Origin of the sequence: Herbaspirillum sp., assembly GCF_017744395.1 — a bacterium.
Taxonomy (GTDB): Bacteria; Pseudomonadota; Gammaproteobacteria; order Burkholderiales; family Burkholderiaceae_D; genus Herbaspirillum.
This window is the reverse complement of the sequence record NZ_JAGIBI010000007.1, coordinates 237,698-254,542: the sequence shown is the minus strand read 5'-3', so window position 1 is coordinate 254,542 and position 16,845 is coordinate 237,698. Positions and strand designations below refer to the sequence as shown.

Here is a 16,845-nt window from a genome sequence, read left to right as displayed (position 1 = left end):
ATGATGACGTCGGCTTCCTTCACCGCGTCGTTGACTTCAGCGACCTTCAGGCCGGCCTTCTCGGCCTTGCTCCACGAGGCGCCGCCCTTGCGCAGGCCGACGGTGACCTTGCAGCCCGAATCCTTCAGGTTCAGCGCGTGCGCGTGGCCTTGCGAGCCGTAACCGATGATGGTCACGTTCTTGTTCTTGATCAGGGACAGGTCTGCGTCTTTGTCGTAAAAAACTTTCATGATTTTTCCTATGTTCCGAATAACTTGATTTGAATGTGTGTGATTTTATCTGCTGCTGCGGCCGCTCAGATCTTCAGGATCCGTTCGCCGCGGCCGATGCCCGAACCGCCGGTGCGGACCGTTTCCAGGATGGCGGTCCGATCGATGGCGTCGATGAACGCGTCCAGCTTGCTCTTGTTGCCGGTCAGCTCGATCGTATAGGTCTTTTCGGTGACGTCGATGATGCGGCCGCGGAAGATGTCCGCAGTACGCTTCATTTCCTCACGCTCCTTGCCCACTGCGCGCACCTTGATCAGCATCAGTTCGCGCTCGATGTGCGCGCCTTCCGTCAGATCGACGACCTTCACCACCTCGATCAGGCGGTTCAGGTGTTTGGTGATCTGTTCGATCACATCGTCCGAACCGGTGGTCACGATGGTCATGCGCGACATGGTCGGGTCTTCGGTGGGTGCAACGGTGAGCGTTTCGATGTTGTAGCCGCGTGCGGAGAACAAACCCACGACACGGGACAATGCGCCGGCTTCGTTTTCCAGCAGTACAGAAATGATATGGCGCATGATTAAAGATCCTCCGAACCCAGCAGCATTTCAGTCAAGCCCTTGCCCGCCTTGACCATCGGCCAGACGTTTTCGGTTTGATCCGTAATGAAGTTCATGAAGACCAGCCTGTCTTTCATCGCGAAGGCTTCGCGCAGTGCGCCATCGACGTCGCCCGGTTTCTCGATCTTCATGCCGACGTGGCCATACGACTCGGCCAGCTTGTTGAAGTCGGGCAGCGAATCCATGTAGGACTCGGAATAGCGGGAACCGTAATCGATCTGCTGCCACTGGCGCACCATGCCCAGGAAGCGGTTGTTGAGCAGAATGATCTTCGGCGTCAAATGGTATTGCTTGCAGGTCGCCAGCTCCTGGATGCACATCTGGATCGAGGCTTCGCCGGTGATACAGGCCACCGTCGCGTCCGGATTGGCCTTCTGCACGCCCATGGCGTACGGCAGGCCCACGCCCATGGTGCCCAGGCCGCCGGAGTTGATCCAGCGGCGCGGCTTGTCGAAACCGTAGTATTGCGCAGCCCACATCTGGTGCTGGCCGACGTCGGAGGTGATGAAGGCGTCGCCCTTGGTGACTTCCCAGACCTTCTGCACCACCGATTGCGGCTTGATGAATTCGTCCGAGGCGGCGAACTTCAGGCAGTCGCGCTTGCGCCACTCGTTGATCTGCTTCCACCAGTTGTCCAGCGCAGCGCCGTTGGGCTTGGTTTCGGCCGCGTCCAGTTGGGACAGCAGCTCCTGCAGCACGTCCTTGACGTTGCCCACGATGGGGATGTCGACCTTGACGCGCTTGGAGATCGACGAGGGGTCGATATCGATGTGGATGATCTTGCGCGCGTTCGACGCGAAGTGCTTGGGGTTGCCGATCACGCGGTCGTCGAAGCGGGCGCCGATGGCGATGAGCACGTCGCAGTGCTGCATGGCCATGTTGGCTTCGTAAGTGCCGTGCATGCCGGGCATGCCGACGAACTTGTCGCTCGAGGCGCGATAGGCGCCCAGGCCCATCAGCGTGTTGGTACAGGGGTAGCCCAGGCGGTCGACCAGCTTGTTGAGCTCGGGAGCCGCGTTGGCCAGGATGATGCCGCCGCCGGTGTAGATCATCGGGCGCTCGGCCGACAGCAGCAGCTGCAGCGCCTTGCGGATCTGGCCCGAATGGCCCTTGTCGACCGGCTTGTACGAACGCATCTCGACGCTCTTCGGATATTCGAAGGCGCAGGTATGCATCGTGATGTCTTTGGGGATATCGACCAGCACCGGCCCCGGACGACCAGTCGTGGCGATGAAGAACGCCTTCTTGATCGTTGCCGCCAGGTCCTTCACATCCTTCACCAGGAAGTTGTGCTTGACGCAGGGACGGGTGATGCCGACGGTGTCGCACTCCTGGAAAGCGTCCTGGCCGATGGCGGTCGACGGCACCTGGCCGGAGATCACCACCATGGGAATCGAATCCATATAGGCGGTCGCCAGGCCGGTCACCGCGTTGGTGACGCCGGGGCCGGAGGTGACGATACAGACGCCCACCTTTTCCGAGCTGCGCGAATACGCGTCGGCGGCATGCACGGCGGCCTGTTCGTGGCGAACCAGGATGTGCTGGAATTTGTCTTGCTTGAAGATTGCGTCGTAGATGTACAGGACGGCGCCACCGGGATAGCCGAAAACGTGCTCAACGCCTTCTTCGGCCAGGCAACGGACGAGTATGTCCGCACCGGAGATCTGCTCGGAACTCATTACTGCTTCCTTTCAAGGTCCATTGGAAATTGATCGGATGTTCTCTCCTGGCGGAACCGCAGTCGTCTGCCCTGCCGTTGGCTTCCCTTTCTTGTGCGGTCACGCCATTTCTGCGCCCCAACCGTAGTGAGGTTCGAAATGCCGCTCAACGCGACTCGTTCAGCCTTGGTACAAGATGGACTTCTACTGATCCCTCGCGCTTGTGGCACGGGTTAGAACAAACAAGCTTTAACTCTAAAGCGCGTCTTTGAATCGGCACGACCTTATGTGAAGCGCCGATAAAGAACATGAAAACGCCCCAAGTGTGGGAGGCGGGAAGCAAACAGTAATGCGTTGCATCATTTTGGTCAAGCAAAATCCTCCGAAACTGCTTCGGCATGCGTGTTTCCGAGCCGAATCGAGAGAAACACCACGACAAATAAGGCCATTTTTGCTAGGATTCGGTCTGATTTTTTGACAAATTTTTGCGTTTCCCCGCATTTCCCCGCCGGATGAGGGTCTGTTTCCGACCCACCACTTCCGGCTGTCCGCCCCCCGGCAACCGTACTGCATGGCAACTGACAAAGAACTCTCCGATTTTCTTGAAAGTGTCGAACGCCGCGCCTTCAAACAGGCGGTGTATGCCGTACGCAAGGATGAAGCCGCGCTCGATATTGTCCAAGATGCAATGATCAAGCTCGCCGAGAAATACGGCGACAAGCCGGTCGACGAACTGCCGATGCTGTTCCAGCGCATCCTGCAGAACACCATCCACGATTTCTTCCGGCGCGAAAAGGTCCGCAACACCTGGGTCAGCCTGTTCTCCAGCTTCGGCGGCGACAGCGACGGGCAGGACGATTTCGACGTCCTCGAAAGCCTCGAGGCGCAGGACGGCACCGAAGCCTCCGAGTCCAGCGCCGACAAGGTGGAGCGCGAGCAGACGCTGCTGCTGATCGATGCCGAAATTCAAAAACTGCCGGCGCGTCAACGGGAAGCGTTCCTGATGCGTTACTGGCAGGACATGGACGTGGCTGAAACAGCCGCCGCCATGGGTTGCTCCGAAGGCAGCGTCAAAACCCATTGCTCTCGCGCAACCCATGCGCTGGCTCAAGCTCTGAGAGCCAAAGGAATCACATTATGAACAACAAGGAATTGCGATTCGCCTATAAGGTGAAGATGGCGCTTGACGCCAATTTGGACAACCTGTCCGACGATACCCTGCAAAACCTGGCGGCAGCCCGCCGGGTGGCGCTTGCACGCAAGAAACAGGCGCCGTTGACCGTGCGCGTGGAAGAACCGGTACTGGCCGGCGCGCTGGGTGGCGGATCGATGCCGTCCGGCCTGAGCTCCTGGCTCGGCCGCCTGGGCGTGGCGGTGCCGCTGCTGGCCGGGCTGATCCTGTTCGCAGGCATCTACCAGCACGAAAACGCCAAGCGCGTGGCCGACCTGGCCGAGATCGACGCCGCCGTCCTCTCGGACGAACTGCCGCTGTCGGCCTATCTGGACCACGGTTTTAACGCTTACCTGTCCGAAAAGACACAATGACGATGCGCCATGCCACCGGTTTCTTCTCCGCAGCACCTTGCCGTCTCCCGCGCATCGCGCTGGTGCTGGCGATGCTGGCCGGTGGCCTGACCTGCGCCTGGGTCTCGGCGCAAAACACCCCGGTTGCGGCTCCTCCGGCAGCGACAACTACGCCGCCGGCGGCAACTCCTCCCCAGAACGCGCATTCGGCGCCGCCGGCCAAAGCCGGCGTAGGCGCCAAGTCCGTCAAAAAAGACAACAAGCTGGCATGGGCTTCCCTGTCGGCTCCGCAACAGCAGGCCCTCGAACCGCTGGCTGGCGAATGGGCGAAGATGGGCGATCTCCAGAAAGAAAAATGGCTGGTGATCAGCAAGAAGTTCGCCCAGATGAAGCCGGAAGAACAGCAGCGCCTGCATGAGCGCATGCGCGACTGGGTCAAGCTGACCCCGGCGCAGCGCAGTGCGGCGCGCACCAACTATGCCCGCGCCAAGAAGCTGGATGCCGAGGCCAAGAACGAGCAGTGGAACAAATACCAGCAACTCCCGGCCGAGCAAAAGAAAAAGCTGGAGCAGGCAAAGTTGCCCAAGCGGGTTGCCAAGCTGCCTTCCGCGCCAGGCAACGCAGCCCCCACCATCCAGTTGCCGGCGGAAGCGCTGGATCGCCCGTTGCCGCCGGCCGCGGCGCCCGCGCTGGTGCCCGGACCGCAGGCCACCCCGCCGCTGCCCGCTGTCACGCCCCAGGTACAACCGGCGGCCGCCGCTCCGGCCATGGCTGCCGGCGCTGTGGTGCCGGTATCGGCCACGGCCGCCGAAAGCGGCAAGTAAGAACGGGCGTCCGCCCCATTCACGGCATCCTGTCGCCTACACCTGGCATTTCCTCCCCGAACGCTTCCCGTACGACATAGCCATGCCGATATGCGCATCGGCCACGGCGCCGCCCTGCTTTCGGCAGGCCTGCTTGTAGGCAAGCCCCGCCGATTCCATTACCATCTGGAACGCCGTCGGGCCGACACCACAACAAATTTCCAATACCGGGACACCATGCAGGACATGACCACGCCTTCTCTGCGCCGCCGCCTCAGCAGCATGCTGTATGAATCGATGCTGCTGTTCGGCGTCCTGTTCATCTCGGGCTGGCTGTTCTCGACCTTGCTGCAGCAGCGCCACGCGCTCTATCTGCGCCATGCGCTCGAAGCCTGGCTGTTCCTGGTGCTGGCTGCCTATTTCATCTGGTTCTGGCGCCACGGCGGGCAAACCCTGGCGATGAAGACCTGGCGCTTCAAGCTGGTCGGCCCCGACGGCCGGCCGGTCGGCATCTGGCGCGCCGCCTTCCGTTTCCTGCTGGCCTGGCTGTGGGTGCTGCCCGGCCTGGCGCTGGCGGCGGCCCTGCGCGGCCAGCACTGGATGCTGGTGCTGATCCCGGCGGGCAATGTGCTGCTGTGGGCGCTGACGGCCTATCTCGATCCGCAGCGCCAGTTCCTGCACGACCGCATCGTCGGCACCCGGCTGGTCAATGCAGCCCCGCCGGCCAAAGCCAAGGCCGCCGAACCGAAAAACGCATAGAAAACAGCGGCCGCAATAGCGTCATCGATTCGACATGGGGCTCTGCTATGCTCTGCGCAAACACATGCCTCCTGCATGTCAGCCCTCCTGAGCGCATCGGACCCAGCCACGCATGATTTCCCGCATTTCCAGAACCCTGCTCCTGATCCAGCTGGGCATCGCCATCCTGTTCTACTTCCTGTTGCGGCATTTCGACTGGCCCATCGCGCCGGCGGCGCTCGGCGGCGTTGGCATCGTACTGCTGCTGCGCGCGCAGATCACCGCCAACAGCTTCTTCCTGACCTGGCCTTACCGCGGCCGCACCTCCAACCCCGTCGAAATCACCTGGCTGCAGATCGGCAAGCTGTTCCTACGCGAATTCCGCGCGACCATGCTGTGTTCCTCGTGGGCCATGCCGTTCCTGCGCTTCGACCAGTTCACCTACCCCGACACCACCTCGCCGCCGGTGCTGCTGATCCACGGCTACGGCTGCAACAGCGGCTACTGGCGCTGGATGAGCCTGGCGCTGCGCGAAGCCCATATCACCCATTACGCGCTGGACATGGAACCGGTGTTCGGCAGCATCGACGGCTATGCGCCGCTGGTCGACGCCGCCGTCAGGCGCGTGCAGGCCGAGACCGGGCAACAGAAAATCGTCATCGTCGCCCACAGCATGGGCGGCCTGGCGGCGCGCGCCTACCTGCGCGACCACGGCACCACGCATATCGCCCGGGTCATCACGCTGGGCACGCCGCACCACGGCACCGCCATCGCCAACTTCGGCATCGGCATCAACTGCGGCGAGATGAACTGGCTGGGGCGCTACGAGGAAGGCCGCAGCAGCGAATGGCTGCAGAAACTGGCGGCCACCGAAGAAGCCGAGGCGCTGGGCGCCATCGTGTCGATCTATTCACACCACGACAACATCATTTCCCCGCAAAGTTCGGCCCACCTGGAGGGCGCGTGGAACATCCCGGTCATCGGCATCGGCCACGTGGCGCTGGCGCTGGAGCCGGCGATACAGGAGATGGTGATCGAACTGATCCACAACACGCGCGATTGAAGCGCTTGCCGGCCCGCCAGAAACAGGAAAGCCTCCTTGCGGAGGCTTTCTCGCTTGCTGCTCGGAAATCGCGCCGGCGGCGGGATGCCCCGGCCGCTTCACTTATTTACTGTTAGAAGCGTCCTGGATCTTCTTGCCGGCTTCGGCCACTTTCTCGCCGGCCTTCTGGGTCAGCTCCTTGGCGCCTTCCTTGGTCTTTTCATAAGCGGACGCGGCATCGGCCTTGGCTTGGTCGACCGCCTCGCCCAGCTTGCTGCTGGCCTCCGAGGACTGTTCCTTGCTCTTGTCGGTGGCCTGCTCGATCTGCTTGCCGGCTTCCTGCACGGCGCCGTCGATCTTCTTGCCCAGCGCTTCCGCCGGCCCCGGCTCATCCTTCTTCTGGCAGGCGCCCAGCAGCGCAACGGCGGCACTCGCGGCCACCAGGCCGAACAGCAGTTTGGACATTGTCTTCATATTGTCATCCTTTCCTGAAATGAGATCCTTCGACGGATCAAAACCCGGCAGTCATAGCGCAGCAGTTATCGCATTGCCGGCCGATGAAAACAAGCTTCGATACAAAAACATGCGAATTTTACAAAGCATTCTTACAAAGCATCCTCCAGCCCACCCCGCTCAAGCGGCCATGTCCTTGAACATCAGCAACTCTTCGTCGGAGAAACCCGCCGCCTTGCGCGCCTCCAGGTTGAACGGCCCGCGCAGCGGCGGCGCCTTGTAGCGCACGCACAGTTCGGCGAAGGTCGGCACGGGATCCAGCCCCCGTTGCCGGCACAGCCAGCCGAACCAGCGGTTGCCGATCAGCACATGGCCGATCTCGTCGCGCATGATGATGTCGAGGATTTCCGCCGCGGCAAGGTCGCCGGCCTGCGCCAGCTTGGCGCGCACCGGCGGCGCCGCGTCCAGACCCCGGGCTTCCAGCGTGCGCGGCACCAGGGCGATGCGGGCCAGTACGTCGGAGCGGGTCTTTTCGGCCATGTCCCACAGGCTATTGTGGGCGGTGAAATCGCCGTAGGCATATCCCAGCGTTTCCAAATGCGCGGCCAGCAGCGAGAAATGGTAGGCCTCTTCCACCGCCACCTGCAGCCAATCGGCATAGAACTCGCGCGGCATGCCGGCAAAGCGCCAGACCGCATCCAGCGCCAGGTTGATGGCGTTGAATTCGATATGCGCCAATGCGTGGATCAAGGCCGCCCGCCCCTCGGGCGTGCGCATCGAGCGCGACTTCACTTCCAGCGGCGGCACCAGTTGGGGCTTGTCCGGGCGGCCCGGGATGCCGTCGCCCGCATCGCCCGCGGCCAGGTCCTCCTGTTGTTCCAATGCCAACCCCTGGCCATGCCAGGCCGCATGCAAGGCCTTCACCGCCGCGCATTTGGCGGCCGGCCCGGTTTCTTTCAGGCAAGCCAGGGCGCCTGCGCGCAGGCCGTTGAATGAAAGGATTTCAAGTGAGGGCGGGTGGTGATCCAAGGATGCTTCTTTCAAGGGACGGTAAAATACGCGGTTGATGACGCCGGCTTCGCCACCATATAAGCGCAATCGGCAAGCAGGCGGGTTCAATACAAGGTACAAGGAGACGATTTTATTATGGCAATCTACCAATTAGAGCAGGATATCCCCGAAATCCACGAAACCGCCTTCGTGGCCGATACCTCGACCGTGGTCGGCAAGGTCAGGATGGAGCCGCATTCCAGCGTCTGGTTCAACGTCGCCATCCGCGGCGACAATGAGCTGATCACCATCGGCGAAAACAGCAACATCCAGGAAGGCGCGGTGCTGCATACCGACATCGGCTACCCGATGGTGATCGGCAAGAACGTCACGGTCGGCCACCAGGCCATGCTGCACGGCTGCACCATCGGCGAAGGCGCCCTGATCGGCATCCAGGCCGTGGTGCTCAACGGCGCCAGGATCGGCAAGAACTGCCTGGTCGGCGCCGGCGCGCTGGTGACCGAAGGCAAGGAATTCCCCGACAACTCGCTGATCATCGGCGCCCCGGCCAAGGCCGTGCGCCAGCTCTCCGAAGAAGACATCGCGCGCATGCGCGCCGGCACCGACAGCTACGTCGAGCGCGCGCAACAGTTCAAGGCCAAGCTCAAGCGCATCGCCTGAGCCGCCTCGGCTGGCATTGACAAGGCAACGCCGGCGCGTTGCCTGGAAAGAAAGAATGAAAGACACGCTGCAAAAATTCCTGGTCGACAACGCTCCCGTGCGCGGCGAGCTGGTCGAAATCTCCGATACCTGGCAACAGGTGCAGGCCCGCCGCGACTATCCAGCCGCGGTGAAGACGCTGCTGGGCGAAATGCTGGCGGCGGCGGCGCTGCTGTCGGCCAACCTCAAGTTCAACGGCATGATCGTCATGCAGATCCACGGCGACGGCCCGGTCAAGCTGCTGGTGGTGGAGTGCGATTCCGAGCTGCAATTGCGCGCCACCGCCAAACTGGCCGACGGCGCCGCCATCGCCGACGAGGCGACGCTGACCGAACTGGTCAACGCCACCGGCCACGGCCGCTTCGTGATCACGCTCGATCCCAAGGACAAGCTGCCCGGCCAGCAACCCTACCAGGGCGTCGTGCCGCTGGACGGCGACAGCGTGGCCACCGTCATCGAAAACTACATGCTGCGCTCCGAGCAGCTCGACACCAAGCTGTGGCTGGCCGCCGACGGCCAAGTCTCGCGCGGCCTGCTGCTGCAGAAACTGCCCAGCGAAGGCGGCATCAACGCGCCGACCGCCAAGGCCGAAGGCAGCGAGCTGGACACCTGGAACCACTTCGTCATGCTGGGCAATACCCTGCGCCGCGAAGAACTGCTGTCCACCGACATCAGCACGCTGATGCACCGCCTGTTCTGGGAAGAAAGCATCCGCGTGTTCGACCCGGCGCATCCGCGCTTCCACTGCTCCTGCTCGCGCGAGAAGGTCGGCAACATGCTCAAGATGCTGGGCCGCGAAGAGGTGGCGGATGCCTTGACGCAGACCGACAAGCTCGGCATCGATTGCGATTTCTGCGGACAGCACTACGAGTTCGACGCCGTCGACTGCGCCCAATTGTTCGCCAGCGACGTGAGTGCCGCAGCCGGGGATGCGCGGCATTGACCGCTGCGGAGTACGGCCCTGACAAAAACGCCATCGGAAAACCGATGGCGTTTTTCTTGCGGCCTGCTTCGCGCCCTATCCTCAGCCCGGCCTCAGTCCGAGTCCGGTACCAGCAGCGCCATCTGCGCCGCGTCGAGGTAGCACCACTCCCCTTCTTCCAGTTCCAGCGCATCCAGCTGCAAGCCGCCGATGGCGGTGCGGCGCAAGGCGCTGCAATGGTTGCCGGCCGCCGCCAGCATGCGCTTGACCTGGTGGTACTTGCCCTGCTCCAGCACGATTTCCAGCAGATGCTCGCCCAGTTGCCGGCAGCGCGACGCCGCCAGCGGCGCCGGCTCGTCATGCAACTGCACGCCCGCCATCAGTTGCGCGATCAGCGCATCGGTCACCGGCTCGGCGGTGGTGGCGGCATACACCTTGGGCACGTGGCGCTTGGGCGAAGACTGCGCATGGATGAAGGCGCCGTCGTCCGACATCAGCAGCATCCCGGTGGTGTCGTGGTCCAGCCGGCCCACCGGCTGCACGTCGCGCCAGGTGAACTGCTCCGGCAGGATGGTCAGCACGCCGGGATGGTGGCTGGGCTTGCGCGAGCATTCGAAATTGGGCGGTTTGTTGAGCACGATGTAGACGTGCTCGCGGTATTCCCACTCCTCGTCGAACAGCGTCAGCATGAGATTGGCGGTGTCGGGCGTGGCGCGGTAGTCGTCCACCACTTCGCCGTTGACGGCCACTTCGCCATCCTCGATCAGTTCGCGGCAATACTTGCGCGATCCAAAGCCCTGCGATTGCAGGATGCGATCCAGTGTCAGCTTAGCCATGCTGCGCACCTCCGTCGGCCGGTTTGTCCGCCGCGCCGGCCTTGGCTTGCTTGGGCGCCAGGATCTGGCGCGCGATGCCGCGCAGGATGTTGACCTCTTCGGTTTCCAGTTGCGCGCGCGCGAACATGCGTTTGAGTCTTGGCATCAGTTTCTTGGGATTGTCGGGATTGAGGAAATCGATGGCCACCAGCGCCTGCTCCAGGTGCTCGAACATGCCTTCGATCTCGGCCACGCCGGCGCTGCTGCCCTGGAAGCCGACCTCGCCCGGCGCGCGGGCGTCGCCGCTGGTCTGCATCGGGCCGCCGCGCAGTTCCAGCTCGGTCATGCGGCATTCATAGGCCAGCACCTGCACCGCCTGCGACAGGTTCAGCGAGGAATAATCGGGGTTGGCCGGGATGTTGATCAGCGCCTGGCATTTCTGCACCACTTCGTTGGGCAGGCCGAAGCGTTCGTTGCCGAACAGCAGCGCCGCGTTCAGGCCGGTGTCTTGCGACAGTTGCCCGGCCAGCGCGCGCGGCGTCACCACCGGCGGCGAAAATTCGCGCAAACGGGCGCTGACGGCGGCGGCGAAGTTGCAGCCTTGCAACGCTTCCTCGACGCTGCCGACCACGCGCGCATTTTGCAACACATCCAGCGCGCCGCTGGCGAAGGCCACGGCCTCGTCCTCCCGCACGGCGTCGGGAAAGCGCGGATTGACCAGCACCAGCTCGGAAAAACCCATGGTCTTGATGGCCCGCGCGGCCGAGCCGATGTTGCCCGGACTGCTGGTATTGACCAACACAAAACGCAAGCGGGTAAAAAGAGAGTGCTGAGAGTGTTCGGATTCTTGCTTGTTCATTTAAAATAGCGGATTCGCGCCTGAATTGCGGATGTTGGCAAAACGCCATCCTTCGCAATTCGACAAGTCCGCAAGCATAACGCCACGGATGGCGCATCGTTCATTAATTTCATTGTCGCTTCACTGCTGTGCTTTCTTTCGCACGCATGCCGCTCCCGTGGTTTTCCCGGGCGGGCATTCGCGAAAAGGGAGACGGGGTCTGCGGATTAGCAACGCGATCATCGGCATCGATGACCGCAATTTTAACGGAACCACCGGAATGATCATCCCACCCATGCTCAATACGGCGATCAAGGCAGCCCGCCGCGCCGCAACCATCATCAACCGGGCGTCGTTCGACGTTTCCCTGTTGAAAGTCTCCAAGAAATCGCACAACGACTTCGTCACCGAAGTCGACAAGGCAGCTGAAGACGCCATCATCGAGGTGTTGAAGTCCGCCTATCCCGACCACGCCATCCTGGCCGAGGAATCGGGCGCCTCCGACAACCTGCACGACGAGAACGAAAACGTCTGGATCATCGATCCGCTGGACGGCACCACCAACTTCATCCACGGCTTCCCGCAATACTGCGTGTCGATCGCGCTGCAGCAGCGCGGCATCATCACGCAGGCGGTGGTCTACGACCCCACCCGCAACGACCTGTTCACCGCCTCCAAGGGCGCCGGCGCCTACCTGAACGAAAAGCGCATCCGCGTGGGCAAGCGCGACAAGATCGCCGATGCCCTGATCGGCACCGGCTTCCCCTTCCGCGACCTGGACGGCCTGAATGAGTACGTCAAGATGTTCAAGGTCATGACCGAGCACAGTGCCGGCCTGCGCCGCCCGGGCGCCGCCGCGCTGGACCTGGCCTATGTCGCCGCCGGCCGCCTGGACGGTTTCTTCGAGAAGGGCCTGAAGCCCTGGGACATCGCGGCCGGTTCGCTGCTGGTGACCGAAGCCGGCGGCATCGTCGGCACCTTCAAGGGCGATTCGGACTACCTCTACAAGGGCGACGTCATCGCCGCCAGCCCGAAGATTTTCGCGCAACAGGTCAACCTGCTGTCGGAATTCGCCTGATTTGCATACACTGCTCTCCTGAGTGAACGTTTCCTGTATGGCATTCGCCGTGCAGGAAACGGCCGAGGAGACGACATGCCAACCCAGCCCCTCCAGCCAGCCGCGCCTGCCGGCTACCACAGCGTCACCCCCTACCTGATCGTCAACGGCACCGCTGCCGCCATCGACTTCTACCAGCGCGCGTTCGGCGCCACCGAAATCATGCGCCTGGACGGCCCCGGCGGAAAAATCTGGCATGCCGAAGTCCAGATCGGCAACGCGCGCGTCATGCTGGCCGACGAATGCCCGGAACTGGGCTTCGTCAGTCCGCAGACGCTGGGCGGCGCCGGCGTCAGCCTGCTGGTCTACGTGCACGATGTCGATACCGTGTTCACCCAGGCCATCGCGGCCGGCGCAGTGCAGCTGCGCGCGGTGCAAAACCAGTTCTACGGCGACCGTTCCGGCCTGCTGCGCGATCCCTACGGCCATGTCTGGTCGATCGCCACCCAGGTGGAAACGCTCAGCATCGAGGAAATCTGCGCCCGCTCGCGGGAAATGCTCGCCAAGCGCAGCAAGAACCCATAAGAGGAACCCATGCCATTCGCATTGAGCGACGCACGCAAGATCCATTACCAGGTCGAAGGCGAAGGCCCGCCGCTGCTGTTGCACCACGGCTTCACCAGCAGCCTGGAGGCTTGGCGCTTCTTCGGCTTCACCGCTGCGCTGCGCGAGCGCTACCGCGTCATCATGTTCGACGCGCTGGGCCACGGCCAAAGCGACAAGCCACACGAAACCGAAGCGTACAGCCAGCTTCAGCGCTGCCGCGACGCGCTTGCCGTGCTCGATGCGCTCGGCATCGAACGCGCCCACTTCTTCGGTTACTCGCTGGGCGGCTGGGTCGGCTACGGCCTGGTGCGGCATGCGCCCGAGCGCCTCACCAGCCTGATCCTCGGCGCCGCGCATCCGTATGAAGACCGGAGCTGGGACGGCTTTCACGGTATCGACGGGCGCGATCCGGAAGCCTTCATCGCCACCTTCGAAACGCTGCTCGACGAGCGCATCTCGCCGCAGGTGAAGATGCTCATCCGCGCCAACGACCTGGTGGCGCTGGCCGCGGCCGCCCAGCAGCCGCGCCCGTCGCAGGAAGACCTGCTGGCGCGCATGGACATGCCCTGCCTGCTGTTCTGCGGCGATGCCGATGCCCGCCATGCCGCCGTCAAGCGCACCGCGGCGTTGCTGCCGCGGGGGCAATTCACGACGCTGCCCGGCGTGACGCATTTCGGCGGCCTGATGCAAAGCGACCTGGTGCTGCCGCCCGTAATGGACTTCCTGGCGCATCAGTCCGGCTGAGCTTGGCCGGGCAAGCGCGCAACAAAGCAACAAAAGGACGTTCGCGAAAATAATTCTCTTACCGCGCAAGCTGCCACTGTTATACTGCGGCCTGCGCGGCACATCACCAGTCAAGTCCGCCGCCCTCTCAGCGTTTCAACCCCGTCTGCCTGCGACTGGCGCCCACTGCGGCGACAGGCCGAACCCATTTTCAGAGTCTCATGTCATTTTCCGCGCTCGGCTTGTCCGACGAAATCGTTCGTGCCGTTTCCGAACAAGGCTATACCTCCCCGACCCCGATTCAAGCCCAGGCCGTCCCTGCCGTTCTTTCCGGCGGCGACCTGCTGGCCGGCGCCCAGACCGGCACCGGCAAGACCGCCGGCTTCACCCTGCCGCTGCTGCAGCGCTTGTCCGCCGCGCCGCGCCACAAGGTCAACGGCCAGATCCCGATCCGCGCCCTGATCCTCGCCCCCACCCGCGAACTGGCGGCCCAGGTCGAAGAAAGCGTGCGCCAGTACGGCAAGTACCTGCCGCTGACCTCGGCCTGCATCTTCGGCGGCGTCGGCATCAACCCGCAGATCGCGCTGTTGAAGCGCGGCGTCGACATCCTGGTGGCCACACCCGGCCGCCTGCTGGACCACATGCAGCAAGGCACGGTCAACCTGCACCACATCCAGATCCTGGTGCTGGACGAAGCCGACCGCATGCTCGACATGGGCTTCATCCGCGATATCCGCAAGGTGCTGGCAGCGCTGCCGCCCAAACGCCAGAACCTGCTGTTCTCGGCCACCTTCGCCGACGAGATCAAGAAGCTGGCCGACAGCCTGCTGAGCAACCCGGCCCTGATCGAAGTGGCGCGCCGCAACTCCACCGTGGAAGTGATCGCGCAAAAGCTGCACCCGGTCGACCGCGACAAGAAGCACCCGATGCTGGCGCACCTGATCAAGACCCACCAATGGAAGCAGGTGCTGGTGTTCACCCGCACCAAGCACGGCGCCAACAAGCTGGTCGAACTGCTGGCGCGCGACGGCATCAGCGCCATGGCGATCCACGGCAACAAGAGCCAGTCGGCGCGCACCAAGGCGCTGGCCGAGTTCAAGGACGGCAAGCTGACCGCGTTGATCGCCACCGACATCGCCGCGCGCGGCATCGACATCGACCAGTTGCCGCACGTGGTCAACTATGACCTGCCCAACGTGCCGGAAGACTACGTGCACCGCATCGGCCGCACCGGCCGCGCCGGCGCCACCGGCGAAGCGGTATCGCTGGTCTGCGTCGACGAGCGCGACATGCTGTACGACATCGAGCGCTTCATCAAGCGCGAGATCCCGGTGGAAGTGATCCCCGGCTTCGAACCCGACCCGACTGCCAAGCCGCAGCCGATCCAGCTGCGCAGCGGCGGCGGCCGCCACCAGAACCAGGGCGGACGCGGCCAGCGCAATGCGCAACCGCGCAAACCCGGCGGCAACGCCCCGGCCGCCGCCAAGCCGGCCCAGGGCCAAGGCCAGCGCGGCAATGGCAATGGCGGCCAGCCGTCCAAACCGCGCAATCCCGCCGCCAACAGCGCCCCGAACGCCGGCGCGCAGCAACGCAAGCCGGCGCGCCCGCAAGGCGCGCATGGCGGCAATCCTGGCAACTCCGGCAACGGCAACCATCATACCCAGCAGCGTAACCCGCGCCAAGCCGGCGGCCCCAAGCCATCGGCGCTGACGCACAGCGGCCCGCGCCCGGCGCAAGGGAAGTAAGGCCATGGCTGTCGAGATCGTCAAAGCGGACCTGGGCCTGCCGGCCCATGCCGGCGCCCTGTTCGAGGTGCTCAACGCCTACGCCAGCGACGCCATGGGCGGCGGCGAATCGCTGTCGGATTTCGTGCGCGACAACCTCGCGGCCGAACTGAAGAAGCGCCCCAACGCGCATGTCTTCCTGGCATTCGACGGCGAACGCGCGGTTGGGCTGGCGACCTGCATCGAAGGCTTTTCCACCTTCGCCTGCAAGCCGTTGCTCAACATCCATGACCTGGCCGTGATGCCCGGCTACCGCGGCCAGGGCATAGCCCGCCGCCTGATCGCGCGGGTGGAGGAACAAGCCCGCGCCCTGGGCTGCTGCAAGCTCACGCTGGAAGTCCTGGAGGGCAATGCCGTGGCGCGCGCGCTCTACCGCAGCAGCGGCTTCGCCGGCTATGAACTGGATCCGGCCACGGGCAAGGCCATGTTCATGCACAAGCCGCTGGATCAATAGAAGGTGAAATTGACCTCGGCGCCGGCATTGACCCGGCCCGGCGTCACCGTGGCCCCCGGCGCCGCACTCATGCGCGCCCTGAAACCGTAACGAGCGGTAGCCGGCTGGGCGCCAAAATCAATATCGGTATCCAGTGGAATGGGTTCGCCGGCCGCGCTGAGCAGTTGCACGTTGACGCCGGCGGCGGCATCCGCTGCGGCGGCAGTGTTGCTCAGCGTGCCCACCGCGCCCCTGACCGCCGTCGAGCCTGCCGCTGGCGTGAAGCGGATTTTCACCATCGCATTGTTCTGGCAGTTCATCTCCAGATTGAAATCGCGCTGCGCCGAATTACGCTCGGCCTGCAGGGCCGCGACCGAGACCGTCCCCAGCAGGACCACGGAGGGCATGCTGAATGTGCAGGGATTGACCACCACCTTGCCGCCGGCGAGCTGATAACCGATCGTCGCGTAATTGTCGACCCTTGTGGTGAACACGATTTCTCTCGCCAGGCTGGCGCTGGCCAATGCATCGGAGGTTTTGACAAAAGTCAGCTTGAGTACGGAATTCCCCATCTCCAGGCCTCCGGGCACGCCATTGTAAGACCCATAAGCATTGCAACGAAACTCATCCCTTGCCCCCAAGGCCCGGATACCACCGCCGCCCGTACAAGCGCCACCGCCTCCCCTGACATAACTCCCCATGGGCGTGAAACGTACCCCCAATCCGGGAATCAGCTCGCCATTGGCCCCCATCACGGGCATGATGCCATTGATAAAACCTTGCAACGGCCGAACCGTCGCACTCGTCCGGACATTATTGGGCGTACTGCAACTGATGACGTAATCGTTGACCTGACTGCTCACCTCGCCTAGCACCGCCCCCACCGGGACATTGCGCGTTACGGTCAAGT

General features: G+C 63.4%; 20 protein-coding genes. 12 read left to right on the top strand and 8 right to left on the bottom strand.

Annotation, left to right across the window (positions count from 1 at the left end):
• The 3 genes from J7548_RS18235 to J7548_RS18225 form a co-directional block, all read right to left on the bottom strand.
• Nucleotides 1–230: NAD(P)-dependent oxidoreductase (locus J7548_RS18235; protein ID WP_290977356.1), on the bottom strand; the 230-nt coding region annotated here is incomplete at its 3' end.
• Nucleotides 231–295: 65 nt separating this feature from the next.
• Nucleotides 296–787 carry an acetolactate synthase small subunit gene (gene ilvN / locus J7548_RS18230; RefSeq protein ID WP_290977354.1) on the bottom strand — a complete coding sequence of 164 codons (492 nt, stop codon included), beginning with the start codon at nucleotides 785–787 and terminating at the stop codon, nucleotides 296–298.
• Nucleotides 788–789: 2 nt separating this feature from the next.
• On the bottom strand, nucleotides 790–2,508 hold the full coding sequence (locus J7548_RS18225; RefSeq protein WP_290977352.1) for an acetolactate synthase 3 catalytic subunit: 1,719 nt from the start codon (nucleotides 2,506–2,508) through the stop codon (nucleotides 790–792).
• Between the two features lie 550 nt (nucleotides 2,509–3,058).
• Here J7548_RS18225 and J7548_RS18220 point away from each other — a divergent pair.
• The 5 genes from J7548_RS18220 to J7548_RS18200 all read left to right on the top strand — a co-directional run bounded on the left by J7548_RS18220 (nucleotide 3,059) and on the right by J7548_RS18200 (nucleotide 6,615).
• A complete protein-coding gene (locus J7548_RS18220) occupies nucleotides 3,059–3,628 on the top strand; it encodes an RNA polymerase sigma factor (protein WP_290977350.1) in 570 nt (189 codons plus the stop codon).
• The gene (locus tag J7548_RS18215; protein WP_290977348.1) at nucleotides 3,625–4,032 is read left to right on the top strand and encodes a DUF3619 family protein; all 408 of its coding nucleotides are present in this window, start codon (nucleotides 3,625–3,627) and stop codon (nucleotides 4,030–4,032) included. The genes J7548_RS18220 and J7548_RS18215 overlap by 4 nt, the downstream gene beginning before the upstream one ends.
• Nucleotides 4,029–4,835, top strand: coding sequence for a DUF3106 domain-containing protein (locus J7548_RS18210; protein WP_366005750.1), 807 nt, complete (start codon nucleotides 4,029–4,031; stop codon nucleotides 4,833–4,835). Before J7548_RS18215 ends, J7548_RS18210 begins: the two co-directional genes overlap by 4 nt.
• 216 nt (nucleotides 4,836–5,051) lie before the next feature.
• Nucleotides 5,052–5,573 (top strand): RDD family protein, encoded by a 522-nt coding sequence (locus tag J7548_RS18205; protein WP_290977345.1) that lies wholly within the window; start codon nucleotides 5,052–5,054, stop codon nucleotides 5,571–5,573.
• 112 nt (nucleotides 5,574–5,685) lie between these two features.
• Nucleotides 5,686–6,615 (top strand): alpha/beta fold hydrolase, encoded by a 930-nt coding sequence (locus J7548_RS18200; protein ID WP_290977342.1) that lies wholly within the window; start codon nucleotides 5,686–5,688, stop codon nucleotides 6,613–6,615.
• 102 nt (nucleotides 6,616–6,717) lie between these two features.
• On the opposite strand, the gene J7548_RS18195 is transcribed toward J7548_RS18200, so the two are convergent.
• Entirely contained in the window at nucleotides 6,718–7,068 is a 351-nt protein-coding gene (locus J7548_RS18195; protein WP_290977339.1) for a hypothetical protein, read from the bottom strand.
• Nucleotides 7,069–7,227: 159 nt separating this feature from the next.
• Nucleotides 7,228–8,076 (bottom strand): ferritin-like domain-containing protein, encoded by an 849-nt coding sequence (locus J7548_RS18190; RefSeq protein WP_290977335.1) that lies wholly within the window; start codon nucleotides 8,074–8,076, stop codon nucleotides 7,228–7,230.
• Nucleotides 8,077–8,193: 117 nt separating this feature from the next.
• On the opposite strand from J7548_RS18190, the gene J7548_RS18185 reads away from it, so the two are divergent.
• Together J7548_RS18185 and hslO are read left to right on the top strand one after the other, a co-directional pair.
• Entirely contained in the window at nucleotides 8,194–8,718 is a 525-nt protein-coding gene (locus tag J7548_RS18185) for a gamma carbonic anhydrase family protein (protein WP_290977332.1), read from the top strand.
• 55 nt (nucleotides 8,719–8,773) lie between these two features.
• Complete coding sequence (hslO, locus tag J7548_RS18180; RefSeq protein ID WP_290977329.1) at nucleotides 8,774–9,700, top strand: Hsp33 family molecular chaperone HslO; 927 nt, start codon at nucleotides 8,774–8,776, stop codon at nucleotides 9,698–9,700.
• Between the two features lie 92 nt (nucleotides 9,701–9,792).
• On the opposite strand, the gene J7548_RS18175 is transcribed toward hslO, so the two are convergent.
• Both J7548_RS18175 and J7548_RS18170 read right to left on the bottom strand, forming a co-directional pair.
• The gene (locus tag J7548_RS18175; protein WP_290977326.1) at nucleotides 9,793–10,515 is read right to left on the bottom strand and encodes a pseudouridine synthase; all 723 of its coding nucleotides are present in this window, start codon (nucleotides 10,513–10,515) and stop codon (nucleotides 9,793–9,795) included.
• Entirely contained in the window at nucleotides 10,508–11,353 is an 846-nt protein-coding gene (locus J7548_RS18170) for an RNA methyltransferase (RefSeq protein WP_290977323.1), read from the bottom strand. The genes J7548_RS18175 and J7548_RS18170 overlap by 8 nt, the downstream gene beginning before the upstream one ends.
• Before the next feature lie 259 nt (nucleotides 11,354–11,612).
• Here J7548_RS18170 and J7548_RS18165 point away from each other — a divergent pair, with 259 nt between their 5' ends.
• The 5 genes from J7548_RS18165 (at nucleotide 11,613) to J7548_RS18145 (ending at nucleotide 15,956) form a co-directional block, all read left to right on the top strand.
• A complete protein-coding gene (locus J7548_RS18165) occupies nucleotides 11,613–12,410 on the top strand; it encodes an inositol monophosphatase family protein (RefSeq protein WP_290977320.1) in 798 nt (265 codons plus the stop codon).
• A 75-nt stretch (nucleotides 12,411–12,485) separates the two neighbouring features.
• A complete protein-coding gene (locus J7548_RS18160; RefSeq protein ID WP_290977317.1) occupies nucleotides 12,486–12,974 on the top strand; it encodes a VOC family protein in 489 nt (162 codons plus the stop codon).
• A gap of 9 nt (nucleotides 12,975–12,983) precedes the next feature.
• Complete coding sequence (locus tag J7548_RS18155) at nucleotides 12,984–13,739, top strand: alpha/beta hydrolase (RefSeq protein ID WP_290977315.1); 756 nt, start codon at nucleotides 12,984–12,986, stop codon at nucleotides 13,737–13,739.
• A gap of 200 nt (nucleotides 13,740–13,939) precedes the next feature.
• Entirely contained in the window at nucleotides 13,940–15,463 is a 1,524-nt protein-coding gene (locus J7548_RS18150) for a DEAD/DEAH box helicase (RefSeq protein ID WP_290977312.1), read from the top strand.
• A 4-nt stretch (nucleotides 15,464–15,467) separates the two neighbouring features.
• A complete protein-coding gene (locus J7548_RS18145) occupies nucleotides 15,468–15,956 on the top strand; it encodes a GNAT family N-acetyltransferase (protein WP_290977310.1) in 489 nt (162 codons plus the stop codon).
• Here J7548_RS18145 and J7548_RS18140 read toward each other — a convergent pair.
• Entirely contained in the window at nucleotides 15,950–16,843 is an 894-nt protein-coding gene (locus J7548_RS18140; RefSeq protein ID WP_290977307.1) for a fimbrial protein, read from the bottom strand. The two genes, J7548_RS18145 and J7548_RS18140, sit on opposite strands and share 7 nt — an antisense overlap.
• Between the last annotated feature and the right edge of the window lie 2 nt (nucleotides 16,844–16,845).

Bases quoted from the DNA above. Each gene is read 5' to 3' on its own strand.
- J7548_RS18215 (WP_290977348.1), top strand. From the start codon at position 3,625: ATGAACAACAAGGAATTGCGATTCGCCTATAAGGTGAAGATGGCGCTT.
- J7548_RS18220 (WP_290977350.1), top strand. From the start codon at position 3,059: ATGGCAACTGACAAAGAACTCTCCGATTTTCTTGAAAGTGTCGAACGC.
- J7548_RS18225 (WP_290977352.1), bottom strand. From the start codon at position 2,508: ATGAGTTCCGAGCAGATCTCCGGTGCGGACATACTCGTCCGTTGCCTG.
- hslO (WP_290977329.1), top strand. From the start codon at position 8,774: ATGAAAGACACGCTGCAAAAATTCCTGGTCGACAACGCTCCCGTGCGC.
- J7548_RS18175 (WP_290977326.1), bottom strand. From the start codon at position 10,515: ATGGCTAAGCTGACACTGGATCGCATCCTGCAATCGCAGGGCTTTGGA.
- J7548_RS18195 (WP_290977339.1), bottom strand. From the start codon at position 7,068: ATGAAGACAATGTCCAAACTGCTGTTCGGCCTGGTGGCCGCGAGTGCC.
- J7548_RS18150 (WP_290977312.1), top strand. From the start codon at position 13,940: ATGTCATTTTCCGCGCTCGGCTTGTCCGACGAAATCGTTCGTGCCGTT.
- J7548_RS18200 (WP_290977342.1), top strand. From the start codon at position 5,686: ATGATTTCCCGCATTTCCAGAACCCTGCTCCTGATCCAGCTGGGCATC.
- J7548_RS18170 (WP_290977323.1), bottom strand. From the start codon at position 11,353: ATGAACAAGCAAGAATCCGAACACTCTCAGCACTCTCTTTTTACCCGC.
- J7548_RS18145 (WP_290977310.1), top strand. From the start codon at position 15,468: ATGGCTGTCGAGATCGTCAAAGCGGACCTGGGCCTGCCGGCCCATGCC.
- J7548_RS18165 (WP_290977320.1), top strand. From the start codon at position 11,613: ATGATCATCCCACCCATGCTCAATACGGCGATCAAGGCAGCCCGCCGC.
- J7548_RS18210 (WP_366005750.1), top strand. From the start codon at position 4,029: ATGACGATGCGCCATGCCACCGGTTTCTTCTCCGCAGCACCTTGCCGT.
- J7548_RS18205 (WP_290977345.1), top strand. From the start codon at position 5,052: ATGCAGGACATGACCACGCCTTCTCTGCGCCGCCGCCTCAGCAGCATG.
- J7548_RS18185 (WP_290977332.1), top strand. From the start codon at position 8,194: ATGGCAATCTACCAATTAGAGCAGGATATCCCCGAAATCCACGAAACC.
- J7548_RS18160 (WP_290977317.1), top strand. From the start codon at position 12,486: ATGCCAACCCAGCCCCTCCAGCCAGCCGCGCCTGCCGGCTACCACAGC.
- ilvN (WP_290977354.1), bottom strand. From the start codon at position 787: ATGCGCCATATCATTTCTGTACTGCTGGAAAACGAAGCCGGCGCATTG.
- J7548_RS18155 (WP_290977315.1), top strand. From the start codon at position 12,984: ATGCCATTCGCATTGAGCGACGCACGCAAGATCCATTACCAGGTCGAA.